The 22,518-nt window shown below is 41.9% G+C and carries 25 protein-coding genes; 23 read left to right on the forward strand and 2 right to left on the reverse strand.

Going from position 1 to position 22,518, the window contains the following annotated elements; all coding sequences use genetic code 11:
• Positions 1-19: 19 nt before the first annotated feature.
• The 23 genes from PGX00_RS17010 (at position 20) to PGX00_RS23010 (ending at position 19,027) form a co-directional block, all read left to right on the forward strand.
• Complete coding sequence (locus tag PGX00_RS17010) at positions 20-1,684, forward strand: propanediol/glycerol family dehydratase large subunit (RefSeq protein WP_272138789.1); 1,665 nt, start codon at positions 20-22, stop codon at positions 1,682-1,684.
• An 11-nt stretch (positions 1,685-1,695) separates the two neighbouring features.
• Positions 1,696-2,355: a propanediol/glycerol family dehydratase medium subunit gene (locus PGX00_RS17015; protein WP_272138791.1), complete on the forward strand. Its 660-nt coding sequence runs from the start codon at positions 1,696-1,698 to the stop codon at positions 2,353-2,355.
• A gap of 13 nt (positions 2,356-2,368) precedes the next feature.
• Positions 2,369-2,887, forward strand: coding sequence for a propanediol dehydratase small subunit PduE (gene pduE / locus PGX00_RS17020; RefSeq protein WP_272138793.1), 519 nt, complete (start codon positions 2,369-2,371; stop codon positions 2,885-2,887).
• A 35-nt stretch (positions 2,888-2,922) separates the two neighbouring features.
• A complete protein-coding gene (locus PGX00_RS17025) occupies positions 2,923-4,749 on the forward strand; it encodes a diol dehydratase reactivase subunit alpha (protein WP_272138795.1) in 1,827 nt (608 codons plus the stop codon).
• Entirely contained in the window at positions 4,749-5,111 is a 363-nt protein-coding gene (locus PGX00_RS17030; RefSeq protein ID WP_272138797.1) for a glycerol dehydratase reactivase beta/small subunit family protein, read from the forward strand. Before PGX00_RS17025 ends, PGX00_RS17030 begins: the two co-directional genes overlap by 1 nt.
• A 19-nt stretch (positions 5,112-5,130) precedes the next feature.
• On the forward strand, positions 5,131-5,670 hold the full coding sequence (locus tag PGX00_RS17035; protein WP_272138799.1) for a BMC domain-containing protein: 540 nt from the start codon (positions 5,131-5,133) through the stop codon (positions 5,668-5,670).
• Positions 5,671-5,718: 48 nt separating this feature from the next.
• Entirely contained in the window at positions 5,719-6,378 is a 660-nt protein-coding gene (locus PGX00_RS17040) for a phosphate propanoyltransferase (protein WP_272138801.1), read from the forward strand.
• 11 nt (positions 6,379-6,389) lie between these two features.
• Positions 6,390-6,896 carry a PduM family microcompartment protein gene (gene pduM / locus PGX00_RS17045; RefSeq protein WP_272138803.1) on the forward strand — a complete coding sequence of 169 codons (507 nt, stop codon included), beginning with the start codon at positions 6,390-6,392 and terminating at the stop codon, positions 6,894-6,896.
• A gap of 3 nt (positions 6,897-6,899) precedes the next feature.
• Positions 6,900-7,181, forward strand: a complete 282-nt coding sequence (locus PGX00_RS17050) for a EutN/CcmL family microcompartment protein (RefSeq protein WP_272138805.1) — start codon at positions 6,900-6,902, stop codon at positions 7,179-7,181.
• A 19-nt stretch (positions 7,182-7,200) separates the two neighbouring features.
• Positions 7,201-8,250: a cob(I)yrinic acid a,c-diamide adenosyltransferase gene (locus PGX00_RS17055; protein WP_272138807.1), complete on the forward strand. Its 1,050-nt coding sequence runs from the start codon at positions 7,201-7,203 to the stop codon at positions 8,248-8,250.
• A 3-nt stretch (positions 8,251-8,253) separates the two neighbouring features.
• Entirely contained in the window at positions 8,254-8,778 is a 525-nt protein-coding gene (locus PGX00_RS17060) for an aldehyde dehydrogenase family protein (RefSeq protein WP_272138809.1), read from the forward strand.
• Entirely contained in the window at positions 8,775-9,653 is an 879-nt protein-coding gene (locus tag PGX00_RS17065) for an aldehyde dehydrogenase (RefSeq protein WP_272138812.1), read from the forward strand. Before PGX00_RS17060 ends, PGX00_RS17065 begins: the two co-directional genes overlap by 4 nt.
• Before the next feature lie 26 nt (positions 9,654-9,679).
• Positions 9,680-10,795 carry a 1-propanol dehydrogenase PduQ gene (locus tag PGX00_RS17070; protein WP_272138814.1) on the forward strand — a complete coding sequence of 372 codons (1,116 nt, stop codon included), beginning with the start codon at positions 9,680-9,682 and terminating at the stop codon, positions 10,793-10,795.
• Complete coding sequence (locus PGX00_RS17075) at positions 10,792-12,189, forward strand: SLBB domain-containing protein (RefSeq protein WP_272138815.1); 1,398 nt, start codon at positions 10,792-10,794, stop codon at positions 12,187-12,189. The genes PGX00_RS17070 and PGX00_RS17075 overlap by 4 nt, the downstream gene beginning before the upstream one ends.
• Positions 12,190-12,192: 3 nt before the next feature.
• Positions 12,193-12,519 (forward strand): BMC domain-containing protein, encoded by a 327-nt coding sequence (locus PGX00_RS17080; protein WP_272138817.1) that lies wholly within the window; start codon positions 12,193-12,195, stop codon positions 12,517-12,519.
• Positions 12,516-12,740: a BMC domain-containing protein gene (locus PGX00_RS17085; RefSeq protein ID WP_272140889.1), complete on the forward strand. Its 225-nt coding sequence runs from the start codon at positions 12,516-12,518 to the stop codon at positions 12,738-12,740. The genes PGX00_RS17080 and PGX00_RS17085 overlap by 4 nt, the downstream gene beginning before the upstream one ends.
• 15 nt (positions 12,741-12,755) lie before the next feature.
• Positions 12,756-13,103 (forward strand): BMC domain-containing protein, encoded by a 348-nt coding sequence (locus PGX00_RS17090; protein ID WP_272138819.1) that lies wholly within the window; start codon positions 12,756-12,758, stop codon positions 13,101-13,103.
• A gap of 2 nt (positions 13,104-13,105) precedes the next feature.
• On the forward strand, positions 13,106-13,540 hold the full coding sequence (locus PGX00_RS17095) for a EutP/PduV family microcompartment system protein (protein ID WP_272138821.1): 435 nt from the start codon (positions 13,106-13,108) through the stop codon (positions 13,538-13,540).
• Between the two features lie 10 nt (positions 13,541-13,550).
• Positions 13,551-14,735, forward strand: coding sequence for an acetate/propionate family kinase (locus tag PGX00_RS17100; protein ID WP_272138823.1), 1,185 nt, complete (start codon positions 13,551-13,553; stop codon positions 14,733-14,735).
• Between the two features lie 309 nt (positions 14,736-15,044).
• Positions 15,045-16,559, forward strand: a complete 1,515-nt coding sequence (gene glpK, locus PGX00_RS17105) for a glycerol kinase GlpK (protein WP_272138825.1) — start codon at positions 15,045-15,047, stop codon at positions 16,557-16,559.
• 127 nt (positions 16,560-16,686) lie between these two features.
• Positions 16,687-18,084, forward strand: a complete 1,398-nt coding sequence (locus tag PGX00_RS17110) for a PocR ligand-binding domain-containing protein (protein ID WP_272138827.1) — start codon at positions 16,687-16,689, stop codon at positions 18,082-18,084.
• Positions 18,085-18,543: 459 nt separating this feature from the next.
• Positions 18,544-18,756 (forward strand): hypothetical protein, encoded by a 213-nt coding sequence (locus PGX00_RS23005; RefSeq protein ID WP_407702394.1) that lies wholly within the window; start codon positions 18,544-18,546, stop codon positions 18,754-18,756.
• Between the two features lie 34 nt (positions 18,757-18,790).
• On the forward strand, positions 18,791-19,027 hold the full coding sequence (locus PGX00_RS23010) for a hypothetical protein (RefSeq protein ID WP_407702413.1): 237 nt from the start codon (positions 18,791-18,793) through the stop codon (positions 19,025-19,027).
• Here PGX00_RS23010 and PGX00_RS17115 read toward each other — a convergent pair.
• Together PGX00_RS17115 and PGX00_RS17120 are read right to left on the reverse strand one after the other, a co-directional pair.
• A complete protein-coding gene (locus PGX00_RS17115) occupies positions 18,967-20,748 on the reverse strand; it encodes an ABC transporter ATP-binding protein (protein ID WP_272138829.1) in 1,782 nt (593 codons plus the stop codon). The genes PGX00_RS23010 and PGX00_RS17115 overlap by 61 nt on opposite strands.
• The gene (locus tag PGX00_RS17120; protein ID WP_272138831.1) at positions 20,742-22,505 is read right to left on the reverse strand and encodes an ABC transporter ATP-binding protein; all 1,764 of its coding nucleotides are present in this window, start codon (positions 22,503-22,505) and stop codon (positions 20,742-20,744) included. The genes PGX00_RS17115 and PGX00_RS17120 overlap by 7 nt, the downstream gene beginning before the upstream one ends.
• Positions 22,506-22,518: the final 13 nt, after the last annotated feature.

The following is a 22,518-nucleotide window of genomic DNA, read 5'->3' on the forward strand; positions in this document are numbered from 1 at the left end:
GCTACGCAGAGGTTGATCCATGAAATCAAAAAGATTTGAAGCATTGGCAAAGCGTCCAGTTAATCAGGACGGATTTGTTAAAGAGTGGGTCGAAGAAGGGTTTATCGCTATGGATAGCCCTAACGATCCGATACCTTCCATCAAAATTGTCAATGGCGAAGTCATTGAACTAGATAACAAACCCAAAGCTGAGTTTGACTTAATAGACCATTTTATTGCGCGTTACGGTATTAACTTAGAAAACGCAGAAAAAGTAATGGCGATGGATTCAGTAAAACTGGCCAATATGTTGTGTGATCCAAACGTTCCACGTAAAGACATTGTGCCGCTAACTACTGCTATGACCCCGGCAAAAATTGTAGACGTAATGTCACAAATGAATGTTGTCGAAATGATGATGTCAATGCAGAAAATGAGAGCAAGAAAGTCGCCGTCTCAACAAGCTCACGTGACTAACATTAAAGACAATCCAGTGCAAATCGCAGCAGATGCAGCAGAAGGTGCATTTCGTGGATTCGATGAACAAGAAACTACGGTAGCGGTTGCACGTTATGCTCCATTTAACGCTATTGCGTTATTGGTTGGTTCTCAAGTGGGTCGTCCTGGCGTATTGACACAATGTGCGTTGGAAGAAGCGACAGAACTTAAACTCGGTATGCTTGGTCACACTTGCTACGCGGAAACTATTTCTGTTTACGGTACTGAACCTGTATTTACTGATGGAGATGATACGCCTTGGTCTAAAGGTTTCCTAGCATCTGCGTACGCTTCTCGTGGTCTAAAAATGCGTTTCACTTCTGGTAGTGGCTCTGAAGTACAAATGGGTTACGCTGAAGGTAAATCGATGCTTTATTTGGAAGCTCGATGCATTTACATCACTAAAGCAGCTGGTGTTCAAGGTTTACAAAATGGTTCAGTGAGCTGTATTGGTGTTCCTTCTGCCGTGCCTTCTGGTATCCGTGCAGTATTAGCTGAAAACTTAATCTGTTCTGCACTTGATTTAGAATGTGCGTCAAGTAATGACCAAACCTTTACTCACTCTGACATGAGACGTACGGCACGTATGCTTATGCAATTCTTGCCAGGTACAGACTTCATTTCATCAGGTTACTCTGCCACACCAAACTATGACAACATGTTTGCAGGCTCCAATGAAGACGCAGAAGATTTCGATGATTACAACGTTCTTCAACGCGACTTACGTGTAGACGGCGGACTTAATCCAGTCGTTGAGGAAGACGTAGTAGCGATTCGAAATAAAGCAGCGCGTGCTATGCAAGCGATATTCGCTGGTATGGGACTTCCTGAGATCACAGACGAAGAAGTAACCGCAGCGACCTATGCTCACGGCTCAAGAGATATGCCTGAACGTAACATGGTTGAAGACCTCAAAGCAGCTCAAGAAATCATTGACCAAGACCGAACTGGTTTAGAAGTCGTTACGGCCTTATACAAAGGTGGTTTCGAAGACGTAGCTCAAAATATGCTTGATATTCAGAAAGCAAAAATATCAGGAGATTACCTCCATACTTCAGCCATCATTCTTGGGGACAACGAAGTCGTTTCCGCAGTCAATCACCTGAACGACTACGCAGGACCTGCAACCGGTTATCGAGTTGAAGGCAAGCGTTGGGAACAAATCAAAAATATTCCAAATGCGTTAGATCCACAAGAATTGGGTTAAGGAGACTGATTATGGAAATCAACGAAAAATTGCTACGCACTATCATTGAAGATGTAATCAGTAGTATGCAAACAAAGCAAGAATCTCAAACGGTTTCGTTTACTAAACCGTCAAATAGTGCTTCTAGCGCCGGATTCTTGCAAGAAATAGGTGAAGCTAAGATCAGCACCAAACGCGATGAAGTTGTGATTGCTGTTGGCCCAGCATTTGGTCTATCTCAGACTGAAAGTATTGTTGGCGTCCCTCACAAAGACATTATCAGAGAAATGATTGCAGGTATCGAAGAAGAAGGACTTAGTGCCAGAGTTGTTCGTTGCTTTAAGTCCTCTGATGTTGCATTTGTTGCGGTAGAAGGTGAACACCTTTGTGGCTCAGGTATCTGTATTGGTATCCAATCTAAAGGCACAACGGTTATCCATCAAAAAGGATTGCCACCTTTGTCTAACTTAGAGTTATTCCCTCAAGCTCCATTATTGACGCTCGAGACTTATCGTCTAATCGGCAAAAACTCGGCTAAATATGCGAAAGGGGAAACACCACAACCTGTTCCAACACTTAACGACCAGATGGCAAGGCCTAAATACCAAGCTAAATCGGCTGTACTGCACATCAAGGAAACTAAGCACGTTGTAACTGGCAAGAACGCAGTAGAGCTAGCGGTAGCCATTTAATAAGGAAAATAACATGAATTCAGAAACGATTGAATCGATGGTTCGTGATGTACTGGAGAAGATGAATGGTCAACAAAGCGCTTCATCGGCTACTAGCTCGACTCCTACACGATCTTCGACAGCGACAGTCAACGACTATCCGCTAGCAAGCAAACATCCTGACTGGGTAAAAACACCGACAGGAAAAACAGCTGAAGATATCACGTTGGAAAACGTTTTAAACGGCAGTGTAACCAATAAAGATATGCGTATCACTCCTGAAATCTTAAGAACTCAGGCTGATATTGCTCGAGATGCAGGTCGTGATCTCTTGGCACTGAACTTTGAACGCGCTGCAGAGATGACTGCGGTGCCAGATGATCAAGTCCTTGATATCTACAATGCATTACGCCCATACCGTTCTAGCAAACAAGAATTGCTCGATATCGCTCAAGAACTAGAGAGCAAATATAAAGCAACAATATGCGCTGGATTTGTAAGGGAAGCGGCTCAGCTGTACCAAGAAAGGAAAAAACTGAAAGGCGACAACTAAGCTTCAGTTTTTTTATTAACTAAATGGATAAGATTATGACCTACATTGTTGGTGTTGATATTGGTAACTCCTCTACCGAAGTCGCCTTAGCCCAGTCACAATTTGATGGTGAGCAGCAATTTATCGCTAGCGCTATTACAGACACAACTGGGATAAAAGGAACCAAACAGAACTTAGTCGGGATATACAAGGCTTTAGACCTTTTGGTTGCTAAGTCAGGAATCACGCTTAAAGATCTTGACCTTATCCGCATTAATGAAGCTACGCCAGTGATTGGTGATGTTGCGATGGAGATGATCACAGAAACAATCATCACCGAGTCAACCATGATCGGTCACAACCCCAAGACCCCTGGTGGTCTTGGAGTTGGCGTTGGCATCACTACTACATTTGATGAACTTCTAACCTTAGATAAATCAAATGCGTATATCGTCGTTGCAACGAAAGATATCGATTTTGCCGATATCGCTTCGATGATAAATCAGGCGTCGACTTTAGGCTACGACGTAACAGGCGCTATCTTACAGAGAGATGATGGTGTGTTGGTTAATAATCGCCTAGACAAAATCATCCCTATTGTTGATGAGGTCGCTTTTGTCCATAAAATTCCTCTTGGAATGCAAGCCGCAATAGAGGTTGCATCCCAAGGTAAAGTTATCAATACCTTATCTAACCCATATGGTATTGCAACTTTGTTTAACCTCACTCCAGAGGAAACAAAAAGTATTGTCCCTATCGCCAGAGCACTAATCGGAACTCGGTCTGCCGTTGTTGTTAAAACACCGGAAGGTGATGTCAAAGCCCGAGTTATTCCGGCTGGAAAATTATCTCTTTTTTGTAAAAACCAAACTATTGAAGTCGATATAGCTAAAGGAAGCCAGGCAGTAATGGATGCCGTCTCTTCTCTAAGTCACTTAAGCAACGCAGTTGGTGAATTAGGCACCAACATTGGTGGAATGATTGAAAATGTTCGCCAGACTATGGCTGAGTTGACAAACAAACCTTGTGACGAAGTATTTATTCAAGATTTGCTGGCCGTAGACACGTTAGTCCCTGTCAACGTGCAAGGAGGGTTAGCTGGTGAGTTTGCTCTCGAACATGCGGTAGGAATCGCGTCAATGGTCAAGTCTGACCATTTACAAATGGCACGTATTGCGGAAGAAATTCATCATACTCTTGATATTGAAGTTCAAATAGGTGGCGCAGAAGCGGAAGCGGCTATATTAGGAGCGCTAACAACGCCAGGTACAGCAAAACCAATGGCAATTCTAGATTTAGGTGCAGGTTCTACCGATGCCTCTATCATCAATGGTAAAAACGACATTGTGGCAACCCACCTTGCAGGAGCAGGTGAGATGGTAACCATGGTTATTGCGGCTGAACTCGGTTTATCCGATCGCTACCTTGCAGAGGATATTAAACGATATCCTTTGGCTAAAGTAGAAAGCCTATTTCACATTCGCCACGAAGATAACAGCGTCCAATTTTTTGACAAACCGCTTTCCTCAGACGTATTTGCCAGAGTTGTTGTGGTTAAAGACGAAGGTCTAATTCCTTTAGACGCAGACCTTACCTTAGAAAAAATCCGTAACATTCGTCGTAGTGCCAAATCTCGTGTATTCGTGACAAATTCGCTAAGAGCACTTAAATCGGTTAGTCCTACAGGCAATATTCGTGATATTCCATTCGTCGTTCTCGTCGGTGGGTCATCACTTGATTTCGAAATACCTCAATTAGTTACTGACGCCTTAGCGCATTACAACCTTGTTGCAGGACAAGGCAATATTCGTGGACAAGAAGGACCACGCAACGCGGTGGCAACGGGGTTAATTCTGTCTCATGCGCAGCAGGGAGATAACTAGTGATCAACTTCAGTGAACATAAACCCAGCATATTGATCATGACTCAAAGTGGAGAGCTTGAATCTCATTGGAATCAAGTCTTGTTTGGTATGGAAGAAGAAGGCATTCCTTATCAAATCAGGAAAGGAAATGCTGAAGATTCAATTGAAGAGCAAGCTTATGAAGCGGCACATCAATCAGCATTGGCGGTTGGCATCGCATCAACCAAAGAAGAGATAGTCATACATTACAAAAACTTATCTAAACAACAACCTTTATTTAGAAAGGCATACCACGACGTTGCTAATCCGTTTCAGCTTAGAAACATCGGTAGCAACGCCGCTCGTTTAGTCAAAGGTATACCGTTCAAAATCAATGAATAATCAACAAGGAGTACAGAAGGTGAAAATCTCTCTCGGTTTGTTAGAAGTTAAAGGCTTAGCCTTAGCGATCAATACCGCTGATGCAATGGCAAAGTGTGCTGCAATTAATATTGTAGACATCGAAAAGACCAACGGTAATGGTTGGATGTTAATAAAAGTCACTGGCGATGTTGCTGCAGTTCAGGCAGCGATATCTTCTGGAGCATTGTTAGCGAACAAAAATGGCGGCCTTGTTTCTCAAAAAGTTTTATCTCGCCCTGACCTAAAATTACTGAAAACCTTCACGCCGACCCCTAAAAAGACTGAGGCCAAAAAGGCAACTGAAACAGCAGAACTACCACAAATAGCAGTAGAAGAGCAACCGTCTGAGCAACCAGAACAAGTAGTAGATGAAACTGTAGAACAAGTAGAAACGATTGAAGAAGTGAATGAAGAACCTGAAAATTCATCAGTACAAGAAGCTGAAATTGCAGACATTCAAACAGACCATGAACCACAAGAAGAGTCAAAAAAACCGAACAAGCTTTATCGCAAACAGCGACATGTAATCTTTGCTTAGACCCACAATGTCCTCGGCATAAAGGCGAACCTCATGGTAACTGCTTGAATGGAGGAAAGTACAATGGTTGAGGAGGCGTTAATCCACAACAAAGTCGAGAGCATTGTAGAAAACCTATTTGATGAGATGCGCCAAAGACCAATACCTGTCGGGGTATCTAATCGTCATATACATCTTTGCGAGGCCGATTTTACAGCCCTGTTCCCTGGTCGAGATCTAACCGTTAAGAAGATGCTGCTACAACCAGGTCAATATGCGGCGGATGAAATAGTCACTATATGTGGACCAAAAGGGTGCATTGAACGAGTACGAATCCTAGGGCCTTTACGTAGTCAAACCCAGGTGGAAATTTCTGCAACCGATGCTCGTGCTATCGGAGTTAAAGCTCCTCTCCGTCTATCTGGAAAACTGGCTGGAACACCCGGTGTTCGCTTAGTCAGTCCGTTTGGAGAAGTAACATTAGAACAAGGTACGCTTGTTGCGCTGCGCCATATCCACATGTCTCCATTAGAGGCGCTAGTTTACGGAGTTTCAGAAGGCGATTCAGTAAAAGTATCCATTGAAGGCACGCTTAGAAAGGCGATTTTCGACGACGTTGCGATTCGTATTGACCCTGCGATGAAACTCGAAATGCACATCGATACCGATGAAGCCAATGCAGCGGACTTAGGTAATCAATCTGCTTTTGCAGTTTTGATAAAAGACTAATAGGTGTAATAGTGACGAGCCAAGAGATCGACATTACTAGTATTGTTAACGCGGTGATTAACATTCTCACTAAACGTCAAAACGCTGTTTATAAGACAGACTTAAATGCGTTAACAAAAGGAATATCAAAGTCTGTTTACTCAAATTACAGCACGTTATTTATTACGCTACCCGACATGCAGTTTATTCAGCAACTCGCTAGCCATGGCAGGAGTACCCATGTCACTCCTGCTGTGCAACATGTTTATGATGCTCTCTCTTATGGCCTTGAACTCAAAATTAATATTCATGAGCATCTTTTACCGTCTTTACCCATCGAAGGATTAGCACTATTACCGATCCAACTCAGTGACCAACTTGGCAACACTATCAAGTTAGAAACAGCACCCGTTTTGGGTTACCAGCAGGTGATCACTTTGACTGGAAAATGGTTGATTACGCCAAAAACAACGCTGGTTACGCCATTGGCAAAGGACATCCTTATCCAAAACAACATTCACTTAATTAAAGTGAGGTAAATCATGCAATTAGCAAAAGTTGTAGGTTCTATTGTTTCGACTCAAAAAACACCATCGCTCATCGGTAGAAAGTTATTAATTGTAAGAAGAGTAAATGGTGACGACACCGAAACATCGAACCCTGAATGGTCTGACGAAATTGCGGCCGACTGTGTTGGTGCTGGTGAAGGAGAACTAGTGTTTGTCACCAGAGGTTCTTCTGCTCGACTGATTCAAGACAATAACTGTGAAGCAGTTGATCTGGCCATCGTCGGAATTGTCGACTCAGTTAGCTATCGCTCTTAAGGTTAAGGAAAGCAAGAGAATGAGTATTTATACAAAAAAAGGGGATGCAGGCACAACCTCTTTAGTTGGCGGAACAAGAGTGAATAAATCGGATTTACAGGTTGACGCATACGGAACCATTGACGAACTCAACTCTAACATCGCTCTCGCCACCAAAGCGGTTAAAAATGAGTGTCATGTTCCACTACTGGAATCCATCCAACATCAGCTTTTTTATCTTGGTGCCGAAGTAGCGACAGCTGACCAAAGCGCGACTAAAAATAACCAAAGGTTGATAGAAGCTGGCGATCTCGAGTCAATGGAACGTGCGATTGACCAGTGCATGTCTGCACTTCCCCCTGTAAAAAGTTTTATCTTGCCGGGAAGTTCAGAGGCTGGGAGTCGACTTCATTGTGCTAGAACAATAGCAAGAAGAGCAGAAAGACGCTTAGTAGAAGTCTCTCAACAATCGAACATGCGCCCTATCGTTCTCAAATATATAAACCGGCTATCCGATTTTCTCTATGCACTTGCACGAGCAGAAGATGATTATGCCACCAACGAGAATATGATTCAGACGATTGTTCACAACTATTGTGAAGCGGTAGAAAACGGCCCTAACCACCGCCATCAAACCAACGAAATTAAGCAAGAGAAAAGTATCATGCAAATGCCTGAAGGACTCAATTTTATCCATGTTCATCAAATGATGAAACAAGCTGTTGATGCATCTATTGGACGAAAAGTCCCTGTGGTGATTTCTGTTGTCGATGCGAACGGACATCTGATTATGACCTATCGCATGCCAGAAGCCTTATTAGTGAGCACCGATTTAGCACCCAAAAAAGCCTATACGTCAGTCGCACTAAAATGCGCGACTCATCAACTATCTGATTTGATACAACCCGGTACAGACCTTTACCAACTAGAAACCATGTGCGATGGAAAAATTGTCACCTTTGGCGGTGGTATTCCTTTGTACCAACAACAACAACTCGTCGGTGCTATTGGCATCAGTGGCGGTACGGTTAAGCAAGACATAGAGATTGCACTTGCTGCCATCAAAAACTTAGATTTAGAGGAAAAATAGATAATGGACAGTAATGAATTAGAAAGCATTGTTCGCAATATTTTAAGCGAGAAACTCGCCCAAAATGCACCAGTTGAATCACCTGCTGCAACAGAAAATGCTTTATTCGAAAGTGTGGATAGCGCTATACAAGCCGCTTCTTCAGCATTTCAGCGTTTTCATAAAAGCCCGCTAAAAACTCGTAGTGCTATTATTACCGCGATTAGAAAAGAGTTAGCGCCCATCATTCCAAAATTAGCCGCTGATGCAGTAGCTGAATCTGGTATGGGCAACACGGAACACAAAATTCTAAAAAATCAGGCAGCATTGAATAATACACCAGGTATCGAAGACCTCACTACTCAAGCGTTAACTGGTGACGACGGCATGGTGCTATATGAATATTCACCTTACGGCGTCATTGGCTCTATCACGCCAAGTACTAACCCAACAGAAACTATAATCAATAACAGTATTAGTATGTTAGCCGCAGGCAACACCGTCTACTTTTCCCTCACCCAGGAGCTAAGCTCATCTCGTTATGGTTGATTAGTAAAATAGAAGACATCGCCTTTAGAGCTTGTGGAATTAGAAACCTGATCGTCACAATGAAAGAACCTAGCTTCAAAGCCACTCAGGATATGATGATTCATCCGGGCATCTCATTGTTAGCCGTTACAGGTGGACCCGCTATTGTTGATGCGGCAATGAAAACAGGTAAAAAAGTGATAGGCGCTGGTGCGGGTAATCCCCCTTGCCTCGTTGACGAAACTGCCGAAATCGCGAATGCAGCTAGAAGTATCATTGCGGGGGCATCTTTAGATTATAACGTGCCGTGTATCGCTGAAAAAGCGGTTGTTGTTGTTGACACGGTTGCAGACCAACTTATTCAGCAAATGCAATCATTTGGTGCGTACCTAATTTCTAACCCAAGTGATATAGAACGCTTACGAAGTGCATGTTTTGACAATGGCACTGTAAATAAAAACCTCGTAGGTCGCAGCCCTGCCACTATTCTAGAAACTGCAGGGATCCATTGCCCAGAGCAAGAACCAAAGTTGATTATCCTAGAAACAAGTGGGGACGACATTTTCGTTGTTGAAGAGCAACTGATGCCTGTACTACCTATTGTTCGTGTCGCCAATTTTGAAGATGGGTTAGCGCTTTCTTTATGCATTGAAGGCGGTCTACACCACACTGCGATTATGCACTCACAAAACGTATCTCGCTTAAATAAAGCCGCACAAATGATGCAAACTTCGATTTTCGTTAAGAATGGACCTTCCTATGCAGGTATCGGTGTCGGTGCCGAGAGTTTTACCACTTTCACTATTGCTACACCAACAGGTGAAGGAACAACATCAGCAAAATCATTCGCAAGATCGCGTCGTTGTGTATTACAAAACGGATTTTCAATTCGCTAATAACAATAAGTGAGTATAAAGGGATCATGAAGAAATTTTCAGTTAAAACTCGAGTGTATAGTGGCGTTGGCAGCCTTGAATATTTAAAGCGATTCAAACAAAACAAAATATGGATTGTTTGCGACGGTTTTTTAGCCTCAAGCCCAGCTTATACGCGCCTGAAATCCATGTTAGAAGATGATAATCAACTATTCCTTTTTTCTGATATTAGTCCTGATCCCGATATCGCTACCATTGTGAAAGGCATCGCCGATTTACAAAGTGTACAACCAGACATCATCATTGGATTTGGTGGAGGCTCGGCAATTGATGCCGCCAAAGCCATCCGTTTTTTTGTGGAACAAAGTCAACACTTACCTCTCGAGTGTTGCATTGCTATTCCAACTACTAGTGGTACTGGTTCGGAAGTCACATCAGCAACGGTGATTAGTGATAAAGAAAAAGGGATTAAATACCCTCTGTTCCACCCCACTATTTTTCCAGACATCGCTATTTTAGACCCTGAATTGGTCGTTACGGTACCAGATAACATCACCGCCAATACAGGATTAGATGTATTAACCCATGCAATTGAAGCATACGTTTCCGTTGATGCTAACGATTTTGCTGACGCCTTAGCGGAGAAAGCGGTCTACAACATTTTTCAATATTTGCCTACCGCCTATGCAAATGGGAAATGCATTCCAACCAGAACCAAAGTACATAACGCATCAAGTATGGCTGGTATGGCATTTAGTCAGGCCGGTTTGGGGCTTAACCATGCTATTGCTCATCAATTGGGAGGCCAGTTCAAAATTCCTCATGGGTTAGCCAACGCAATATTATTACCCCATGTCATACGCCATAATGCAAAAGACATCAGAGCCAGAAAACGATACGCAAGATTGGCGAAATTTTGCCAACTCTGTCCAAAATCCGCCAACGACAAAACCGCTGTCAATCAACTCATCTTTCACATAAATAAGTTAATGGCGAAGTTGCATATCCAAACGTCTTTAAGAAAACTTGGAGTTAATGAGGGTCATTTGCGAGAAAAGCAGTCGTTGATTATGGCTGCAACACATGCTGACAGCACTCTAGCAACCAATCCGTGTACGGTTTCCGATAACGACATCAGGCACATATTAGAGGCGATATTATGACAACTATCCATCCATCATCTCCATCGACGTTGGAAACAGACCAAGCTATCGTTTCAGAGACACTCAACAAAACGAGCAAAGACGAGTTACTTAAGGCCGTTCGAAATGCTGGCATCGTCGGTGCTGGGGGCGCTGGCTTTCCTACTTATGTCAAACTGCAATCTAAAGCAGAAATATTTTTGGTCAACGCGGCTGAATGTGAACCTTTACTTAAAGTAGACCAACAGTTAATGGCTCAAGAGCCAAGTAGGCTCATTCGCGGTTTGCAATATGGAATGTCTCTAACAGGGGCGAAAGAAGGCATTATTGCACTCAAAAAGAAATATTCAGCGGCTATTTCTGCGCTTACTCCCTTATTACCCAGTAATATTCGCATTCATGTCTTACCAGACATCTATCCGGCTGGTGATGAAGTGATTACTATTTGGTTGGCAACAGGACGACAAGTCGCGGCAGCGGCTCTACCAATTAGTATTGGAGTAATCGTCAATAATGTACAAACGTTAATACAATTGGCGGATACCTTTGAACAAGGTAAGCCTGTGACAAAACGGACATTAACCGTTAATGGAGCAGTGGCAAACCCAATTACGTTTACCGCACCAATTGGCATAACGCTTGCGCAAGCTCTCGCATTAGCAGGGGGCGTAACAATAAATAACCCAGCTTATATTTTGGGTGGCCCAATGATGGGTAAAGTGATTGAGGATTTAGAACAACCGGTGACGAAAACCACCGGTGGATTACTCGTTTTACCACAAGATCACATACTTATAAAACGCCAAAAACAGTCTATCGAATCTGTAATGACCATGGCTCGCAACGTTTGTGAGCAATGCAAAATGTGCACAGAATTATGCCCCCGACATCTTGTTGGTCACGAATTATCACCGAGTGAAATTGTTAAAGCCGTTTGCTATGAAAAAGTAAGTAAACCTTCCATTTTGCTCTCAGCATTAACGTGCTCTGAGTGTGGTATATGTGAGGCTTACGCTTGCCCTGTTGAAATATCTCCAATGCGTATCAACAAAATGCTGAAAAAACAGTTCAGAGAACAAGGGGCTAGATATGAAGGCGAACTGCGCGATATAGATCCTATGTTTCCTTACCGTATGGTCCCAACTAAACGTTTAATATCGCGCTTAGACCTTAACGCATTAAACAAAGATGCCCCAATGCAAGACATTGATTGGGATTTAGATCAAGTCTGCATTCCATTACAACAACATATAGGAAAAGCATCCAACCCCATCGTTTCTATTGGCGATAAAGTGAGTGTTGGACAATGCATTGCTACACCAGACGAAGACGCTTTAGGTGTCTCCATCCATTCCAGCATTTGTGGTGTAGTTCATAATATTTCCAGTACCGACATAACGATTACCAAGGAGTAACCCATGTATCACGCGATTGGATTAGTAGAAATGAGCAGCATAGCGAAAGGTATAGAAGCCACTGATGTGATGCTCACAAGTGCTAATGTTGAGTTGTTACTGGCTAAAACCATCTGCCCAGGTAAATACATTACTATGGTTGGAGGTGAAATTGGAGCAATACAGCAAGCCGTAGATAACGGTATTCATTGTGGAGGCCACCTTACTGTTGATAGCTTTGTTATCCCCAATGTCCACGCTTCTATTCTGCCAGCGTTGAGTGGCGTAAATGAAATCGAACAAAAAAATCAATCGGTATCGTTGAAACCTACAGTGTTGGCGCTTGCATAACTGCGGCAGATGCAGCGGTTAAAAGTGCAAACGTACAACTGGTTAGAATTCATATGGCTTTTGGCATCGGTGGCAAATGTTACATGGTTCTTAATGGTGAAATTACAGATGTAAAAACAGCGGTAACTGAAGCATCCAACAGTGCGGGCAAAAAAGGTCTACTGGTACAAAACAGTTCCATTGCCAAGCCTGATAAAGCGCTTTGGCAACATGTTCTGTAATTTGAGGAGTAACCAATGACCGATGACAACAAAAACCGAGTTATTCAAGAATATGTTCCTGGAAAGCAAATCACCTTAATTCACTTAATTGCTAATCCAAACAAAGCATTACATCAAAAAATGGGCCTAAGTAGTGATACTAATGCCATTGGCATTCTAACTATCACTCCAAGTGAAGCGGCCATAATAGCTGGTGATATAGCTACTAAATCTGGTGCAATCGAACTTGGTTTTGTAGACAGGTTCACCGGCTCTGTCGTGTTTACTGGCGACGTATCAGCCGTTGAGTACGCGTTAAAGCAAGTTCGTTACACATTGGGTGACATGATGAAATTTAGTACCTGTCCACTAACTCGGACATAATGATGCGTAAAAAAATAATGTTTGTCGGAAGAAGTGAAAGCGGAAAAACAACACTGCTTCAAAGCTTAAATAAATTGCCACTTAAGTATGACAAAACTCAAGTCTTAAACTTCCGGCTGTCCTCTATTGACACCCCTGGTGAATATTTAGAAAACCCAAGGTTTTATAGCGCTCTCATCACCGCATCCTATGACGTGGATGTGGTGGCATTAATTCAGAGCGCTGATAATCCGGCTAGCTTATTTGCACCTCAATTTGCAACCGCATTCAATAAACCAGTCATTGGTATTGTAACCAAATCAGACACAGTACCCGACCTTTCATCTTCTTCGGTAAATCAACTACTTCGAGACGCTGGAGCAAGCACCATTTTTGCTACTTCAGCGTATAACAACGACGGCGTCCTAAAGCTGCGCCAATTTTTAAACTGGGAATAACCGTAACATTATGGAAAATAAAATATTAGCTATCAACGCAGGTAGCTCAACATTAAAGTTTCAACTCTATTTCATGCCAAGAGAGAAACTAATAGTAAAAGGAATGATCGACAAAATTGGTAAGGACGATGCGGAGTTCGTTCTTTATATCGACCAACACAAGCACACCATTAAGAACATCAAATTGCATTCCCCTCAGCAAGCTTTTGATTATCTTTTAGAACAGTTATTACATAAAAATGTTTTGACATCTGTCGACGAGATCAACAGCATTGGACACAGAGTCGCGCATGGTGGAGAACACTTTAGTCAATCAGTCGTCATCGATCAGAATGTCATCGAAACATTAGAGTCATTAATAGAACTCGCCCCCTTACATAACCCAGTTAACATCGAATTTATTAAAGCGGTAACAGCACGACTACCAAAAGTGAATCAAGTAGCGATATTCGATACCTCGTTTCATCAAAGCATACAAAAAGAGCATTTTTTATACGCCATTCCACACCGTTTTTATCAAGATGATCATATTCGTCGCTACGGTTTTCATGGCACTAGTCATAAGTACGTAAGTGAAATATGCGCTGAAAAAATGAATAAACCGATTGAAGATCTAAACATCATTAGCTGCCACCTCGGTAGTGGCGCTAGCATATGCGCTATTAAAGGGGGCATATCTGTTAATACATCAATGGGCTTTACGCCGTTAGCTGGTTTGATGATGGGCACACGTTGCGGTGATATTGACCCGTCGATACTTGTATTTATTGCCAATAAGCACGACATGGATGTAGAAGAAGTCAATCAAATTATGATCAATGAATCTGGTCTGCTTGGTGTATCCGGTGTTTCAAATGATTGTAGAGCCGTGGAGCAAGCCGCTAAAAATGGGAATGAAAGAGCACAGCTTGCATTGGATATGTTCGTACAACGTATCAGAGCATTCATCGGTTCTTATATGGTACAAATGGGCGGGGTCGATGCCATTCTATTTACTGGAGGTATAGGAGAAAACTCGACTTCTATTCGTTCCTCTGTGTGTAGTGGCTTAGAGCGACTAGGCATCAAGGTCGATGAAGATAAGAATGCTGCGTCTGATACTTTTTTCCAAGATGCGAACGGAACCGTATCGTTAGCGATTATTAATACTAATGAAGAGCTCATGATGGCAAGAGAAACGCATAGTATTCAGTGAGTTATTATTTGATTAATTAAGGGGGTATTCCAAGTAATCTTAAACGCAGTATACCCTTTTTTTGTTAGTGCTCATTGAGCACATCGCGCCCTCAAGTAGTTATTGCGACGATATCTGGTAGCGACTTTGGTGGCTGGTTATATCCAAAAGTGATCGGTGCATAATTATCAACTGAAAGTACCGATTGTACCAATCCAAATCAATGCTAAGAGTGTGAAATCGAATACACCAAAGCAAAAGCTTAAATAAAAATCTAACGTAAACAGAGTTCAAAACTTCTAATAAAAAAGTGAAACAAAGGACCCTAATATGACTAAGAAATATATCGTTGCTCTCGATCAAGGTACCACAAGCTCACGTACTGTTGTTCTAGACCATGACGCTAATATTGTAAGTGTGGCACAGCGTGAATTTACTCAGATTTACCCACAAGCGGGTTGGGTTGAGCATAATCCATTAGAAATCTATGCGACTCAAAGCTCAACATTAGTAGAAGCCCTTACACAAAAAGGGATTCGTTCTGACGAAGTCGCTGGTATCGGTATTACTAACCAACGTGAAACAACTATTGTATGGAACAAAGAAACCGGTGAGCCAGTATATAATGCAATTGTATGGCAATGTCGCCGTACCGCTGATATGTGTAATGAGCTGAAGAAAATTGATGGGCTTGAAGCATACATCAAAGAGAATACAGGTCTTGTACTTGACCCATATTTTTCTGGTACAAAAGTAAAATGGATCCTTGATAACGTTGAAGGAGCAAGAGCGCTAGCTGAAGAAGGCAAATTGCTCTTTGGTACCGTCGATACTTGGCTACTTTGGAAGATGACGCAAGGCCGTGTTCACGTTACTGATTATACCAACGCATCTCGTACTATGCTGTTTAACATTAAGTCGTTGCAGTGGGATGAGAAAATTCTTAAAGAGTACAATATTCCTCTTTCTATGATGCCTGAAGTCAAAGCGTCTTCTGAAGTGTACGGCGAAACCAACATTGGTGGCAAAGGTGGAACTCGTATTCCTCTTGCTGGTATTGCTGGCGATCAACAAGCCGCGCTATTTGGTCAAATGTGTGTGGAACCTGGCCAAGCGAAAAACACCTATGGGACTGGTTGTTTCTTGTTAATGAACACTGGTAAAGAGAAGATTACCTCTAACAATGGTCTATTGACTACGTTAGCGTGTGGCCCTAAAGGTGAAGTTGCTTACGCACTTGAAGGTTCTGTATTCATGGGTGGTGCATCGATCCAGTGGCTTCGTGATGAAATGAAACTGCTTTCTGATGCGAAAGATTCTGAATATTTTGCAACCAAAGTTGATTCTTCTAACGGTGTATATGTTGTTCCTGCATTTGCTGGCCTAGGTGCTCCATATTGGGATGCGTATGCTCGTGGTACGATTGTTGGTATGACTCGTGGTACAGGTGCAAACCATGTTATCCGCGCAACATTAGAAAGTATTGCTTATCAAAGTCGTGATGTTATCGACGCAATGCAAGCGGACTCTGGTATTAAGCTGGCAACTCTGCGTGTGGATGGCGGTGCGGTAGCGAATAACTTCTTGATGCAATTCCAATCTGATATCTTGGATACAAATGTACTTCGTCCAAAAGTAACAGAAGTAACGGCGTTAGGCGCAGCTTATCTTGCAGGTCTTGCTGTTGGTTTCTGGGATAGCATTGATGAAGTCTCAAACAAAGCTGAAATCGACAGAACGTTTGTCTCTGCTCACGACGAAGAAAAACGCGTAGAGCGTTACAATGGTTGGAAACGTGCCGTACGCGGTGTGTTGGCATGGTCTGAAGTTGCTCACGAAGAATAAGGTGCCACGCTTTACTGTTCGTTAAGTTGAAAACCTTAATTTAAGATTTTTAATTGGTGCTCAACGTATGATCTTGGGCAGATAGTGACCTCATGTGTCATCTCTAATTATTTCAGAGAAAATTATTATGTTTGTAGAGCTTTTAAAATATATTAGTCCTTTTAGCATTGCTGGTATATGTTATTTACTATATCGAAAGTTTGGAAATAAGAATGTCATTTCTACTGAAGATACAGATAATATGTCTAAATCGTCAATTAGTATTAAAACAATAGATGAGCAGCTAAAGGGCTTTGGACATATAAAAGATCAAAAAAAGGTTTCCACGCTCGATTATTCTTTTAAAGAGCTGATCGATGTTGACGTATTGCAAAAAGTTCAAGACGAATTTGCAAAAGCGATGGGGGTAGCAAGTATTACCGTTGATAATCATGGAAACGCCATCACTAAACCGAGCAACTTTACCTCTTTTTGTATGGAGCATACGAGAGAGAGTAAAAAAGGGTCGGATCTTTGTACACAATGTGATCGAGGCGGCGGTACTATCTCTGGTCATACTAACAAGCCAGCCATCTATAAATGCCATACTGGGTTAATAGATTTTGGCGTACCAATAATTATTGAAGGCACTCAGATTGGCAGTATCCTTGGCGGGCAAACGCTAACTCATAAACCGGATGAAGAAGAATTTAGAGCCATCGCCAGAAACCTTAGTATTGATGAAGATAAGTATATTGAAGCGTTGAAAAAAATTTCGATTATTACCCCTGATAAACTCATCGCCGCTGCAAATCTACTTTTTCTAATCGCCAACACTTTTTCAAAATCAGGATTGCAGAGAAGACAACTGGTGGATTTATCATTGTCAGGAATTTCTGAAATGTCAGGTTCGCTAAGTTCTATTTCAGAAGCCACAGATCAAGTTAATATAGCGCTTGGAATGGTATCAACGGCGTCAGAAGAATTACACTCAACGGTTAGTGGCATTTCTAATCATGCCAATATGGGTCGCAGTGTCGCCCAAGAAGCAGTCAAAAACGTACGTGACTCAGCAAATCAAGTGGATGTTTTAAGCCATGCTGCTCAGGATATTGGCAAAGTAGTAGAATCTATATCTGCCATTTCTGATCAGGTCAATTTACTGTCTCTTAACGCAACCATCGAAGCGGCAAGGGCTGGCGACGCTGGCAGAGGTTTTGCTATTGTTGCCAATGAAATAAAAAAACTCGCAAAACAAACATCCGAAGCATCTGTTGAAATAAAAGAAAAAATCTGTGACATTCAAAACGAATCAGACGATGCAAAATCAAAGATGGCAAGTATAAGTGAAATCATGGTTCAGGTAGATGGTATCGTTTTATCTATCGCAGAGTCAGTGAATGAACAGACATTAGCCACTCAGAATATGACAGAAAACCTATCTACAACCTCTGTTGACATGGAGAAAATAGACTCTGACCTGAAAATCACTTCAAATATCATGCAAAAAGTAACCCAAGACATTAATATGGTGTTGTCAGTTTAACTAGCGCATCTTACGCGACGCAGCAAAGGTATCCGTTCTTCGACTTTTTAAAATTAGGCTCGACAAAAGTGCCATATTACTGATGTTAAAACAGTAATATGGCCAAGCCGCATGGTGCATGACGTCAAGACAAAACCGATGTCTTGTATATGTCCATATAGATATACTTCCATCACATCGTACCTTTATCTAAGCTACCAGCCATGCTGCTACCGATTATTTCTGTTTAGGATGGAGAGGTTTTATTACCTCTTCGTTGCATTAGTGCTGACAAACTTGAACCCAGATATTTCCGATCAATATTCCTTACTGTCTACCAACGAATATCTAAATGTTGAGAAACGCATGAATACTCATATGACAACATAAACCGCCTACTTCGATGCCACGGAACCGGTACAGATTGAGGGTCTACTTTTACTTAAAAAGACTCGACACATTTACCTTTAAAGTAAAATAGTGTTGAAGAAAATGAATAAACCGATTGGAGACCTAAACATCATCAGCTGCCACCTCGGCAATAGCGCTAGCATATGCGCGATTAAAGGAGGTATATTGATGGGTTTTACCCCATTAGTTGCTTTGATGATGGGTACACGTTGTGGTGATATTGAACCATCGAACTTGTCTTTATTGCCAAAAAGCACACATGGATGTTTAAAAAGCATCTAAAAATGGAAATCAAAGAGCACAGCTTGCAATGGATATGTTCGTACAGCGTATCAGAGCATTCATCGGTTCTTATATGGTACAAATAGGTGGGGTCGATGCCATTCTATTTACCCGAGGGATAAGAGAATACTCAGCTTCTATTCGGTTTTCAGTATGCAAGGGTTTGAATAGACTAGGTATTAATGTCGACGAAGATAAGAATGCCACACTTCAAATCGCAACCTCTAGTTCAGGTGTTTGCGTTATCGACTCGTTCAATAAACCTGCGTAGACACCATTCTGAGCAACCAGATCATAATGATTTCCTTGTTCTACTATCTCTCCCTTTTCTAGCACTAAAATCATATCTGAATGGCGCACTGTACTCAGGCGGTGAGCGATAGCAATGATCGTCTTTTCCTTAAACAGACGCTGCATGGCTTTCTGGATAAGGTCTTCGGTGATTGAATCAACGGAACTTGTTGCTTCATCCAACATCATGACCTGCCCGCCCTGCGCAACCGCCCGAGCGAAAGAGATCAACTGAGTCTGACCTACCGATAGATTTGAGCCATTTTTGTCTAAACAAAAATCATAGCTTTCAGGTAATTGTTCAATAAAATTATCGGCATAAACGTAGCTCGCAGCCTGCTCGACCTGTTTACGTGAGATGCCCGTCTTGCCGAGCGCAATGTTAAATTGAATACTTTCTTCAAACAGATGAACATCCTGCATCATTAAAGAAAATAGATGCGCAGAATCGTCGATGGAAATATCACTAAGCTCTATCCCATTCAGAAGAATACTGCCTTCGTAATCCTGATACGTTTTAGAGATCAACCGCAGTATAGTTGACTTGCCGGACCCCGTTGAACCCACTAGAGCTATCTGGTGACCTTGCTCTAGCATAAATGAAACGTTTTTAAGTACGTATGGCGAATCAACGTTGTAACGGAAGCTCACATTCTTGAATTCAAGACAAGTAAATTTGGCTAACGGTTCTTCTACCTTATCTCTCGGTAGTAGATTACGCCCCTCTTCTTCCATCGGCTCAACAAACAGCTCTTCAATATGGTCAAAAGCGGCAAACGAACTCTGTATCGAAGCAATTTGCGAAGTGAAGTCACGGATAGGCACAAAAACTTTTTCTAGCGTATTGATGAATGCAATCAATACGCCCAATGTTAGTGCGTCTTGAATAACCAGACCCGACCCATACCAGATCATCAACGCTATGGTGATAGAGGTAACACCAGAAATAAAGGCAAACAGTATCGCATCATATTTATTCGCTTTCATTTGAGCTTTTAAAAATTCATCGGTAAAGCCTTTGTATTTCCTCTCTACTTCCTCTTCGGCTCGATATAGTTGAACCGTTTTCACGCCTAGTAACGCTTCCTGAAGAAAACCAATTCCACGAGCCAGCGCCGAACGTGTTATCTGATACAACGCTCGTAGGCGGTTACGAACGTACATAGTTAAATACATAACCGGCGGCATGATGATCAATACAATTAGTGTCAACTGCCAATCGATAAACAGCATCATAATAAGCAAAGCAATAGTATTAATAGAGTCTTTCACCAACCCCACAATAGATTGGACAAAAGAGTCGCCAATGGTTTCCAAATCACTCGTTAAACGTGAAAGTGTCACACCTGTTGGCTTGCTGTCGAAATAACTACGTGGCAATTTAAGCACACGATCAAATAACACCGATCGCATGTCTGTAATGGTGTACTGGCCCGTTTTACGTAAATTGTATGAGTAGGTAGTGTCTACAACATAGTTTGCAACGAGTACAAGAAGTAGATAAAAAATATGCAGTGATAACCCATCCATATTTCTCTGGGTTAGATGTACGTCAATCACTTGTATAATTAGCCATGGGAACAGTAAACTAGTCGTCACCGAAAGCGGTAGCATTGCAATGCCAAGCAGCGCCGATTTTTTGTACTTTTTAGCGTATTTGAAGAAATGTTTTAAATATTGAACGTCAGCGGCTTTTAACATGCTTCAGCCTCCGTTTCATTTTGCTGCAATTGCCAGGTTTCATAGTAATAAGGGCACGTTCGAATGAGAGTGGTGTGATTACCCTTAGCGATAACTTTACCTTCATTGAGCACAATAATTTCATCCATGTATTCAAGCGCGTTAACACGATGAGACACCACTAAAACAGACTGTGTTTTCATCTGCCCAAACAAACCTTCCAAAATTTTACGTTCAGTTTCGTAGTCAACTGCTGAAAGTACATTGTCCATGATAATCAAATCACTGGGCTTAAGCAGTGCACGAGCAATACTTAAGCGTTGCTTTTGACCACCAGACAGCATAATGCCTTTTTCCCCAACCAGTGTTTGATCACCCTTTTCAAAACGATAAACATCGCTGGCTAACTGACTCAGTTCAAGCACTTCATCGACCTGAGCTTTAGCAATATCAACATCACTGCTACCAAAGCGAATATTTTCCTCGACTGTTGCTGAGAATAAGTAAGGATCTTGTGTAACTGTCTTTACATATCGACGTAAATCGCTGCGGGTAATGGTTGTTACATCTTTATCGCCTAGATAAATAGCGCCTACCGGAACATCCAGATGATGGTTTAAGCAGTTCACCAACGTTGTTTTACCTGCGCCGATACTGCCCAATACACCGACTTTCTTACCTGCAGGAATATCAAAACTGATGTCGTCTAAAATTAATCGGTCGTCACCTTGGTAGCTGAAACTCAGATTTAGTACCGAGAGTGTTTGGCCCTTCAATTTTTCAACTTCTGGTTTAGAAAGCGGTATGACATTCTGTTGAGGAATGTCTGCGTTCAGAATGGTCTGCACGCTATCAATACTGACCATGCCACGTTGATAAATGGTTGCAATCCGACCTAACTGCATCAACGGCATAGCAAGCAATACCGAGTAAGTAAGAAAAGCGGTGATCTCTCCTAACGTAAGTTGGTCATTCATCAACATGTGGCCACCAAGCCCAAGGATCAGTATTTTCATCAGGTTATTGGCATAATCTAAAACAGGCATAAAGAAGACTTGAATACGTGTGATCTTCATTCGGCAGTTCAGTAAAAGCTGATTGAGTTTCTCTGCCTCATTTTTCACCCAGGGGGACATCTGTTGGCTTTTGATCAAATCAATACCGGATAAATAGCTCATTAATTGAGCAGAGAGATTTTGTAGCCGCTGCATATGCTCCATGTGCAATTTTTTCATTCGCTTAAAGCCGATACGGAAAATCACAAACGCTATCGTAATTGGAATAACAGAGTAAAGCGTCAGCTCCGGAGAAATACGCCACATCCATAAAGGGGTTAACGACAGCGCAAGCAAAACATTAAATAATTGCAAAAAACCGGACCCAAACAGCAATCGGACACCACTCAAATCATTATTAATAATTGAAATGAGTTTTCCCGAGGCAAATTTGCTATGAAAACTGTTTGGTAATCGATTGAGATGTTGCAGAAGATCATTTTTTAACGCTGCTTCTGTTATGCGACCAGGATTAAGCGCGTATATTCGCGAAAAAATACGAATGATGGTCATAGAGACAGCCATAACCACAACTATCTGAACATACGTTTTTAGCTCGTCATGATCCGCAGGGGAAGCACCATCAATCAGGTCAATCGCCAATTGAATATAGCGAGGAATTTCTACTTGAAGCCAGTTGACAAGAAAAATAAAAACAATCGCGAGCATGTACGACTTGCGATTCATATATAAATAATGCGAAATAAATTGTCTTTTAGTCATGAGGTTCTTTATT

The organism is Vibrio algarum (assembly GCF_028204155.1).
Taxonomy (GTDB): Bacteria; Pseudomonadota; Gammaproteobacteria; order Enterobacterales; family Vibrionaceae; genus Vibrio; species Vibrio algarum.

Coding starts and splice junctions, on each gene's coding strand:
- PGX00_RS17010 (WP_272138789.1), top strand. CDS start 20: ATGAAATCAAAAAGATTTGAAGCATTGGCAAAGCGTCCAGTTAATCAG.
- PGX00_RS17015 (WP_272138791.1), top strand. CDS start 1,696: ATGGAAATCAACGAAAAATTGCTACGCACTATCATTGAAGATGTAATC.
- pduE (WP_272138793.1), top strand. CDS start 2,369: ATGAATTCAGAAACGATTGAATCGATGGTTCGTGATGTACTGGAGAAG.
- PGX00_RS17025 (WP_272138795.1), top strand. CDS start 2,923: ATGACCTACATTGTTGGTGTTGATATTGGTAACTCCTCTACCGAAGTC.
- PGX00_RS17040 (WP_272138801.1), top strand. CDS start 5,719: ATGGAGGAAAGTACAATGGTTGAGGAGGCGTTAATCCACAACAAAGTC.
- PGX00_RS17050 (WP_272138805.1), top strand. CDS start 6,900: ATGCAATTAGCAAAAGTTGTAGGTTCTATTGTTTCGACTCAAAAAACA.
- PGX00_RS17055 (WP_272138807.1), top strand. CDS start 7,201: ATGAGTATTTATACAAAAAAAGGGGATGCAGGCACAACCTCTTTAGTT.
- PGX00_RS17060 (WP_272138809.1), top strand. CDS start 8,254: ATGGACAGTAATGAATTAGAAAGCATTGTTCGCAATATTTTAAGCGAG.
- PGX00_RS17070 (WP_272138814.1), top strand. CDS start 9,680: ATGAAGAAATTTTCAGTTAAAACTCGAGTGTATAGTGGCGTTGGCAGC.
- PGX00_RS17075 (WP_272138815.1), top strand. CDS start 10,792: ATGACAACTATCCATCCATCATCTCCATCGACGTTGGAAACAGACCAA.
- PGX00_RS17080 (WP_272138817.1), top strand. CDS start 12,193: ATGTATCACGCGATTGGATTAGTAGAAATGAGCAGCATAGCGAAAGGT.
- PGX00_RS17090 (WP_272138819.1), top strand. CDS start 12,756: ATGACCGATGACAACAAAAACCGAGTTATTCAAGAATATGTTCCTGGA.
- PGX00_RS17095 (WP_272138821.1), top strand. CDS start 13,106: ATGCGTAAAAAAATAATGTTTGTCGGAAGAAGTGAAAGCGGAAAAACA.
- PGX00_RS17100 (WP_272138823.1), top strand. CDS start 13,551: ATGGAAAATAAAATATTAGCTATCAACGCAGGTAGCTCAACATTAAAG.
- glpK (WP_272138825.1), top strand. CDS start 15,045: ATGACTAAGAAATATATCGTTGCTCTCGATCAAGGTACCACAAGCTCA.
- PGX00_RS17110 (WP_272138827.1), top strand. CDS start 16,687: ATGTTTGTAGAGCTTTTAAAATATATTAGTCCTTTTAGCATTGCTGGT.
- PGX00_RS23010 (WP_407702413.1), top strand. CDS start 18,791: ATGTTCGTACAGCGTATCAGAGCATTCATCGGTTCTTATATGGTACAA.
- PGX00_RS17115 (WP_272138829.1), bottom strand. CDS start 20,748: ATGTTAAAAGCCGCTGACGTTCAATATTTAAAACATTTCTTCAAATAC.
- PGX00_RS17120 (WP_272138831.1), bottom strand. CDS start 22,505: ATGACTAAAAGACAATTTATTTCGCATTATTTATATATGAATCGCAAG.